This window comes from Actinomadura violacea, from assembly GCF_017573465.1.
Classification (GTDB): Bacteria; Actinomycetota; Actinomycetes; order Streptosporangiales; family Streptosporangiaceae; genus Spirillospora; species Spirillospora violacea.
Genome location: NZ_JAGEPF010000003.1, coordinates 100,714 through 110,305 on the forward strand (window position 1 = coordinate 100,714; position 9,592 = coordinate 110,305).

The 9,592-nt window shown below is 72.8% G+C and carries 2 protein-coding genes; both read right to left on the bottom strand.

The annotated features are described in order from the left end of the window. Window positions 1-3: 3 nt before the first annotated feature. The gene (locus J4709_RS04880; protein WP_208237394.1) at window positions 4-3,087 is read right to left on the bottom strand and encodes a non-ribosomal peptide synthetase; all 3,084 of its coding nucleotides are present in this window, start codon (window positions 3,085-3,087) and stop codon (window positions 4-6) included. Between the two features lie 9 nt (window positions 3,088-3,096). Continuing rightward, window positions 3,097-9,582: a type I polyketide synthase gene (locus J4709_RS04885; protein WP_208237395.1), complete on the bottom strand. Its 6,486-nt coding sequence runs from the start codon at window positions 9,580-9,582 to the stop codon at window positions 3,097-3,099. Window positions 9,583-9,592 lie beyond the last annotated feature (10 nt).

A 9,592-nucleotide genomic window follows, 5' to 3' on the forward strand; every position in this document is an offset into this window, starting at 1 on the left:
CCGTCATCCACTTTGAGCGGCCTGGGCCTCGCGGACCCGAGCGGCCAGACCCCACGGGGTCGGTTCCTCGAACATCTCCGACAGGCCGAGCGAGACGCCGCTCAGCCGCTCCAGCTCCTGCATGGCCAAGGCGGCGAGCATCGAGTGGCCGCCGTGCTCGAAGAAGTCGGTGTCGGCGCCGACGTCGTCGCGCTTCAGCAGGGACCGCCACAGGCCGATCAGGTCCTCCAGGAGCCCGCCGTCCCCGCCGTGCACTGCCGGTCGCGGTTCGCGGCGCTGGACCGCCATCCGCTCCAGGGCCGGGTAGTCGACCTTGCCGCTGCCGTTGACCGGCAGCGGCGCGACGACGAGGACGTCGGCGGGGAGCATCGACCGCGCCAGCCGGTCCCGCGCGAGCGCCATGACGCCTTCGACGTCCACCTCACCGCCGGCCGGCTCCAGGCAGGCGACCAGCACCGCGTCCGCGCCGGGATCGCCGACCATGACGACCGCGGCGGCCCCCACCTGCGGATGCGCGAGCAGGGTCGCCTCGATCTCGCCCAGCTCGATGCGGTTTCCGCGCAGCTTGACCTGCCGGTCGCTGCGGCCGAGCAGGTCCAGGACGCCGCGGTCGCTCCAGGACGCCACGTCGCCGGTGCGGTAGTAGCGCCCGTACTCGGGGTGGACGCCGAAGCGTTCGGCGTTCAGGTCGGGACGGTCGTGATAGCCGATCGCCACGCCGTCGCCGGCGATGCACAGCTCGCCGCGCACGCCGATCGGCAGGGCGCGTCCGTGTCCATCGAGGACCAGAACCCGGGTGTTGCGGATCGGCCGCCCGACGTCGAGCCGGGATGTGGGCTCCCCCGCCACCACGGCCGACGTCGACCAGATCGTCGTCTCCGTCGGCCCGTACACGTGGTGCAGCTCGCAGCCGGCCGCGACGAGCCGCCGCGCCAGCGGGACCGGGACCGGCTCGCCGCCGCACAGCACGCTCCGGCCGCGCAGCGCGCCCTCGGCCCGGTCGATCACCAGCCGCCACGTCGTCGGCGTGGCCTGGACGAACCGCACCTCGTGCCCCTCCAGCAGCTCGCGCAGCACCCGGCCGTCGGCCCGCGCCAGGTCGGGCGCGGCGACCACCCGGCCGCCCGACGCCAGCGGCACCAGGAGTTCCAGGCCGGAGATGTCGAAGGCGAACGTCGTCGTCCATAGCGTGGTGTCGGCTGACGTCGCTCCGAGTTCGCCGATGAAGTGCGCGACCAGGTTGGCCAGCGCGGAGTGCGGGATGAGCGTGCCCTTCGGGCGGCCGGTCGAGCCGGAGGTGTACATCAGGTACGCGCAGGCGGCGGGGTCAACGGTCACTGGCTCCGCGTCCGGAACGTCATGGGCCACGGACGGGACGGGAGGCGGAGGCAGCACCCTGAGCTCGGCGCCGGCGGGACGCTCCACCTCCGCGCCGGCGAGCAGGACCTTCGCGCCCGAGTCGGTGAGCTGGTGGGCGATCCGCTCCGCGGGGTGCGCTGCGTCGATCGGCAGGTACGCCGCCCCGGCCAGCCACGCGCCCAGGACCGACGCGGCCAGCCCAGCGCCGCGCGGGAGGGCGACCGCCACCACGTCGCCGGGGCCGAGCCCGGCGGACCGGAGCCTCTCCGCGACGCCGTGCGCGGCGCTCCACAGCGACCGGTAGCTCACCTCCCGGTCCCCGTCTACGATCGCGACGGCGTCCGGCGCGTCCCGCACCCGCTGCTGGACGGCTCGCAGCACCGACGGGGCGGGTGCGGGCGCGGCGGTGTCGTTCGCGGCGTCGATGACCTGGTGGTCGCGGGCGCTCCAGAACCGCACGTCGCCGACACGACCGTCCGGGTCGGCTCCGAAGGAGCGGAGCACGGCGTCGTAGCGGTCCAACAGGAGCTCGGCGTCCTCGCGGCGCAGGATCTCCGTCCGGTGGATCGCCTGCACCTGGAACCCGTCCGCCGTGGGGGCGACGGTGAACTCCACGTCGGACTTGCTGCTCCCGCTCACCGCGGTCAGCCGTTCGGCGGCTAGTCCCGCGAGCTCGAATCCGGCCTGAGCGGCGTCGGCGTACTCGAAGACGTGCCGGAAGAGCGCGGCCCGCCGGCCGGACGGCGTCCGGAGCAGGGTGGCGGATTCGGCGTCCACGGCGACGTCCGCGTGGGCGACGGCCGCCTGCCGCCGCTCCTCGATCCTGCGCACCAGGTCGCGCACCCGCTCGCCGGGGTCGATGGCGATCCGGACCGGCACGACGGTGACGTGGTACCCGATGCTGCGGGCCGCCTCGGCGGGCCTGACGTCGACGGGCACGCCCACCACCAGGTCCGGCCCCGCGCCGTGCGCCTCCAGCAGCACGCAGTACGCGGCCAGCAGGGCGGCCGGCTCGGAAACGTCCAGCGCCCGGACGCCGGCTGCGGCCCCGTCCGACAGCCGCCGGGTGGCCCGGCCCCCGGCGAGGGTCGGACGGGCGGGTTCCGCCTTCCCGCAGGCCAGGTCGAGTGCACCGGTGTCCGCGCCGTCCAGTACCCGCCGCCAGAAGCCCAGGCTCTCCCGGCCAGGTGGTGGTTCGGTGTAGGCGGGGGCGGGCTCCGGCTCGTCGCGCCCCTCGTAGGCGGCGGCCAGTTCCTCCAGCAGGACGGTTCGGGACGGGCCGTCGAGGACGAGCTGGTGCGCCGCCACGCAGACGACGTCGGCCCGCGGATACCGCAGGACGCACGCCCGGAGCAGCGGCCGCCCGTCAAGCGGGAACGGGACGGCAAGGAAAGGGGTCAGATCGTCCTCGGACGGCTCCCCCGCCATCGATGTCACCACAACGTCCGGCTGGACCTGATCGGCGTCGAGCACTCGCTTGGTCAGCCTCGCGTTCGCCGCGTAGTAGACGGTGCGCAGCGCCTCATGCCGCCGGACCATCCGGGACAGCGCATGCTCCAGCTGGGCCGGGTCCAGCCGGCCGGCGACGGCGAACGCGACCGCGAGGTTGTTGGCCGCGGTCCCCGGCACGAACGTCTCCAGAAGCCAGAGCGCCTCTTCTTTCGGGGAGGCGGGTGCGGGCCCCTCTGCGGGTGCGGCCATCGCCGGGCCCTGCCGCGGATCCCTCATCACGGGCCCCTAAACCCCCAGCTCCCGGTCGATGAGGCTGAACATCTCGTCATCGGTCGCGACCTCCAGCTCGCGGAAGGCCGCCGCGTTGTCGCCGGTCCCGGTACGGAAGTCCTGCACGATGCCTTCCAGCCGTGAAATGATCTTGGATCGTCCGTCGCCGTCCCCCGGCATCGCGGACAGGACGGACTCGAGCCGTTCCAGCTCGTCCAGGACCGGCTGCTCGTCCGGCACGCGGTCGATGGTCCGGGAGCGGACGTAGTCGGCGAGCGCCGCCGGGGTCGGGTAGTCGAAGACGAGGCCGGCGGGCAGCCGCAGGCCGATCGCGTAGCCGAGCTGGTTGCGCAGCTCCAGCGCCATCAACGAGGTGAAGCCCAGCTCGCGGAAGGTCCGCGCCTCCGAGATCGCCTCGGGTCCCTCCATGCCGAGGACGAGGGCGGCCTGGGTGTTCACCAGCGTCCGCACCGCCTGGTCGCGATCGGAGGCCGGCAGCGCGGCCAGCTGAGCGACGAACCCGCCGCCGGACGCCGCGTCCGCCTGGGCCGCTCGACGGCGGGCGCCGTGCCGGGTCAGGCCGGACAGCAGCGGCGGCACGCCCCCGCCGTACCCGCGCATGGCGGCGAGGTCCAGGCGGACCGGCACCTGGAGCGGCTGCGGCGCGGAGGTGGCGGCGTCCAGCAGGGCCAGTCCCTCGGGGTCGGTCAGCGGGCGCAGTCCCTGGCGGCCGATGCGCTCCCAGTCGGCCTGGGTGAGCTGCCCGGCCATGCCGGCGGCCGACTCCCACGGCCCCCAGGCCAGCGACACCGCGGCCAGGCCCTGTGCGCGGCGGCGTGCGGCCAAGGCGTCCAGGAAGCTGTTGGCCGCCGCGTAGTTGCCCTGGCCCGGGCCGCCCCAGAGTCCCGCCACCGAGGAGAACAGCACGAACATCCGCAGATCCTTGGTCACCTGATGGAGGTTCCAGGCGCCCTCGACCTTGGGTCGCATCACCGCCCGCATCCGCTCCGGCGTGAGGGACCCGACGGTCGCGTCGTCCAGGACGCCCGCCGTGTGCACCACCCCGGACAGCGGCCCGGCGCCGCCGACCACGGCGGTCACGGCCGCGCGGTCGGCGACGTCGCAGGCCGCCACCACCGTCTCGACGCCCCGTCCGGCCAGCTCGGCGGCCAGCGCGCCCATCCCGTCGGCGGCCGTCCCGCTCCGCGAGAGCAGGATCAGGCGGTCCGCCCGGCCGCTGCGGGCGAGCCAGCGGGCCACCTGCCGGCCCAGGGCCCCGGACGCGCCGGACACCAACACCGTCCCGCTCCCGTCCGCTTCCGGCGGGGCCGTGAGCACGACCTTGCCGATGTGGCGGGCCTGGCTCAGGTGCCGGAACGCCTCCACCGCCTCCCGGATGTCCCAGCACGTCACCGGCAACGGCCGCAGGGCTCCATCGACGAACAGCCGCGACAGCTCCGCGAACATCTCCGCCAACCGGTCCGGGCCGGTCTCCATCAGGTCGATGGCCTGGTACGACAGGCCCTCGTGATGAGCGGTGTCCCGGACGTCGGTCTTGCCGAGTTCGATGAAGCGGCCGCTCTCGGCGGTGAGGCGCAGCGAGGCGTCCACGAACTCTCCGGCCAGCGAGTTCAGCAGGACGTCCATGCCCTGGCCGCCGGTCGCCGTCTGGAACGCCTTCTCGAACTCCAGCGTCCGTGATGAGGCGAGATGGGCGTCGTCCAAGCCGAGTGTGTGGAGGGCGCTCCACTTGCCGGGGCTGGCCGTGCCGAAGACCTCTGCGCCCAGATGCCGGGCCAGTTCGACGGCGGCCATCCCTACGCCACCTGCCGCTGCGTGAATCAGGACCTTCTCGCCCTTGCTCAGTCGGGCTTGGTCCACCAGCGCGTGGTAAGCGGTCAAGTAGGCGACGGGTGCGGCGGCGGCCTCGGCTTGCGTCCAGCCGTGTGGAACGGGCGCCACCAAACGGGCGTCCACCGTCGCGACCGGCCCGAACGCGCCGCCGGCGAACAGGCCCATGACCTGGTCGCCGGGTACGAGGTCGGACACGTCGGGCCCGACCTCCAGCACCACACCCGCGCCCTCAAGCCCGAGCGGGCCCGCGTCACCGGGATACATGTCCAGGACATCCAGGACATCCCGGAAGTTCACGCCCGCCGCGCGGATCCCGACCCGCACCTCGCCGCGCTCCAACGGCCTGGTTCCGTCCTCGGCCGGGACGAGCGCCAGATTGTCGACCGACCCACGCTCGGTGCATTCCAGCCGCCAGCCGTCTCCGGCCGGAACCGGCAGGACTTGGGCGGTGGCCGCCCGGGCCAGCCGGGGCACCCACACCTGACCGCCTCGGACTGCGAACTCCGGCTCGTCCAGTGCGGTTCCGTCCCGGAGCGGGGCGTCCGCCGAGGCCAGGTCGTCTACGTCGGCCAGCACGAACCGGCCGGGGTTCTCCGAGCTCGCCGACCGCACCAGACCCCAGATCGGCGCGCTCGCCACCTCGACCGGCGTCCCCGGCCCGGCCGCGACCGCCCGTTCCGTCACCACCACCAGCCGCGAATCCGCCAACGCGTCCTCGGCCAACCACGCCTGCACCAGTTCGAGAGCGGCGACGGCGCCGTCCGCAGCAGATTCCGTGGCAGGGAGGTGTACCGCGACCACGCCCGGCACGTCCTGGCCCGCTGCCATCGCGGTCGCCAGTTCGGCGATGTCCGCGTACGGGGCCGCCCCTGGCAGATCCAGGCCACCGTTGCCCAGCACCGCCCACCGGACCGCCTCCGTCGCGGGCGCGGGGGGAGGCACGGGCACCCACTCGACCCGGTACAGCGCCTCCTTGACCACTCGCTCCTCGCCGTTGGGCGCATCCTCGGCGCGCAGGGGCGTCAGCGACAGCGAGCCGACCGACAACACCGGGTCGCCGGCCGCGTCCGCCAGCGTCATCGACACGCCATCCCCGTCCGCCGACGCCATGATCCGGACCCGGGCCGCCGCCGCACCCGACGCGTGCACCACGACGTCGTTCCAAACGGACGGCAGCAGCAGGCCCTCCTGGGCATCCAGGTCGATCGCATGCAGCGCCGCGTCCAGCAGCGCCGGATGCACCGCGAAACCGGCCACGGACGTGCCCGCCGGCAGCGCGACCTCGGCGAACACCTCGTCGCCGCGCCGCCACGCCTTGCTCAGCCCGGCGAACACCGGCCCGAAGGTCAGTCCGCCTTCGGCTAGTTCCTCGTAGAAGCCGTCCAAGTCCACGGGGGTCGCCCCCGCCGGCGGCCACTCCGCCAGATCGGAGTTCATCTCCGGCCTGAGTGCGGCCGTCTCCGCCATCGTCGCCAGGACACCTGCGGCGTGTCTCGTCCACGGACCGTCGTCGCCTTCGGCCCGTGCGAAGATCTCCAGCTCGCGGTGGCCCGACTCGTCGTCGGCCGACACCGTGACCTGGACCTGTATCGCGTCCGCAGCCGGCAGTGCCAGCGGAACGTCGGTCCGCAGCTCCACGATCCGGCCGCTGCCGACCTCGTCCCCAGCCCGCACCGCCATCTCGACCAGCGCCGGACCGGGCACCACCACCCGGCCGGCCACGGAACGATCGCCTAGCCACGGCTGCGCCGCCAGCGACAGCCGGCCGGTCAGCACCACCCCGCCCATACCCGGCAGATCAACCGCCGCCTTCAGCAGCGGATGGTCCGGCGAGCCCAGCCCCAGATCCTCTGCCCGGCCGACTGCTTCGGTGTTCAGCCAGTAGTGCTGGTGTTGGAACGCGTAGGTCGGCAGGTCGACCCGTTCAGCTCCTTGGCCGTCGTAGAACCTGGCCCAGTCGACGGTGCCGCCTCGCACGTGAACGCCGGATACGGCCGTCAGCAGCGTGCGGACCTCGTCCCGGCCCCGCCGCATCACCGGCAACCACGCCTCATCCCGCTGGCTTTCAGGGATCTGCGGACCGAGCGCCGACAGGATTCCGTCCGGCCCCAACTCCGCAAAAACACCCACACCCGCACCGCGCATCGCATTCACCGCGTCAGCGAACCGCACCGGCTCACGCACATGCCGCACCCAATACTCCGGCTCCAGCAACTCCGCGCCCGCCAACCGGCCCGACAACCCCGACACCACCGCAACCCGCGGCGCATCGAACCGCACCGAACCCACCACGTCTGCGAATTCCGCCAACATCGGCTCCATCAACGGCGAATGAAACGCATGCGACACCCGCAACCGCCGCGTCCGCACCCCGGACTCCTTCAACCGCCCCGCAACCGCCAACACCTCCTCCTCCACACCGGAAACCACCACCGCACGCGGACCGTTCACCGCCGCCAAACCCACACCCGAACAACCCTCCAACGCCTCCACGACCCGCTGCTCAGAAGCCTCCACCGCGACCATCGCCCCACCACGCGGCAACGCCTGCATCAACCGACCACGCGCAGCCACCACCCGACACGCATCCTCCAACGACCACACCCCAGCCACACAAGCCGCCACCACCTCACCAATCGAATGACCACCCACCACATCCACACCAACACCCCACGACACCAACAATCGAAACAACCCCACCCCCACCGCAAACAAACCCGCCTGCGTAAACACCGTCTCATCCAACAAACCCTCGCCGCCGTTACCCAACACCACCGAAGCGACACTCACGCCGTCAGCTTCTTCACTCAAACCCAAAATGCGTCCCGACAAATGCCGATCCAAACCCGCACACGCCTCATCGAAAACATCCGCGAACACCGGGAACGCCTCATACAAACCACGAGCCATCCCCACCCGCTGCGCACCCTGACCCGTGAACATAAAACCCACGCCACCCGCACCCACCGAACCCGACACGACGCCCCGGGACGTCTCTCCGGCGGCGAGGCGTTTCAGGCCGGCGAGCAGTTCGTCCCGGTCGGCGCCGACGACGACGGCTCGCTGCTCCAGCGCCGTGCGGGTGGCCGCCAGAGACCAGCCGACGTCCACCACGTCCAGCCCGGGCCGGGCCTCGACGTGGTCGTGGAGCCGTTCCGCCTGTGCCGCCAGGCCGGCGTCGGATCGGCCGGACACCGCCCAGGCCACCATGGGCAGGTCACGCCGACCGGTCGGCGCCGCGGGACGCAGGTCGCCCTCGTACTCGGCCGGTGCCTGTTCGAGGATGACGTGGGCGTTGGTCCCGCCGAACCCGAACGAGGACACGCCGCCGCGCCGCGGGTGGTCGCCGTCCGGCCACGGCACCGGCGCGGTCACCACGCCAACGCCGCCGTCCGCCCAGTCCACGCGGGAGGAGGGCTCGTCGACGTGCAGCGATCCGGGGACGACACCGTGGCGCAGCGCCAGCACCGTTTTGATCACGCCCGCGACGCCCGCTGCCGCCTGCGTGTGCCCGATGTTCGACTTCACCGATCCCAGCAGCAGCGGACCGTCCGCTCCCCGTGCCCGCCCGTACGTCGCAAGCAGCGCGCCCGCCTCGATCGGGTCGCCCAGCCGGGTCCCGGTGCCGTGTCCTTCCACGACGTCCACGTCGGCGCCGGACAGTCCCGCGCCGGCCAGCGCCGCCTGGATCACCCGGGCCTGCGCCAGCCCGTTCGGTGCCGTGAGCCCGTTCGACGCGCCGTCCTGGTTCACCGCGGATCCGGAGACCACCGCGAGCACCCGGTGTCCCAGTCGGCGGGCCTCCGACAGCCGCTCAACGACCAGCACGCCGACGCCTTCGCCCCATCCGGTCCCGTCCGCGGCTTCCGCGAACGCCTTGCACCGGCCGTCGCCCGCCAATCCGCCCTGGCGGGAGAACTCCACGAAGATCTGCGGCGACGACATCACCGTCGCTCCGCCCACCAGCGCGAGCGAGCACTCCCCCAGCCGCAGCGACTGGCATGCGAGGTGCAGCGCCACCAGCGACGACGAGCACGCGGTGTCCACCGTCACGGCGGGCCCTTCCAGGCCGAGCGCGTACGCCACCCGGCCGGACGCAACGCCGCCGGCGACGCCTGTTGCGACGTATCCCTCGACTTCGCCCGGCGCCGAACCCGTGAATCCGTAGTCGTGGTAAATGACTCCAGCGAAGACCCCTACGGGCGCGCCGCGCAGTTTCGTCGCATCGAAACCGCCGTCTTCGAGCGCTTCCCAGGACACTTCCAGCAGCAGCCGTTGCTGCGGGTCCATCGCGATCGCCTCGCGCGGGGCCACCCCGAAGAACGCCGCGTCGAACGATCCCGCGCCGTCCAGGAAGCCGCCCTCGCGCACATAGGAACGGCCGACGCGTCCGCGCACCGGGTCGTACACGCCGCTCCACCGGCCGCCGCGGTCCGTCGGGAAACCGACGACGCCGTCACCGCCGTCGAGCAGGAAATCCCAGAAGCGTGACGGCGACGTCGCTCCGCCGGGGAAACGGCATCCCATGCCGACGATGGCGATCGGCTCCTGCCGTCCCTCCTCCATCCGGCGCAGGCGTTCCCGGGTCTGCGCCAGGTCGGTGGTGACCCGCTTCAGGTACTCGCGGAGCTTCTCTTCATTCGCCATCGATGACGCC

Coding starts and splice junctions, on each gene's coding strand:
- J4709_RS04880 (WP_208237394.1), bottom strand. CDS start 3,087: ATGAGGGATCCGCGGCAGGGCCCGGCGATGGCCGCACCCGCAGAGGGG.
- J4709_RS04885 (WP_208237395.1), bottom strand. CDS start 9,582: ATGGCGAATGAAGAGAAGCTCCGCGAGTACCTGAAGCGGGTCACCACC.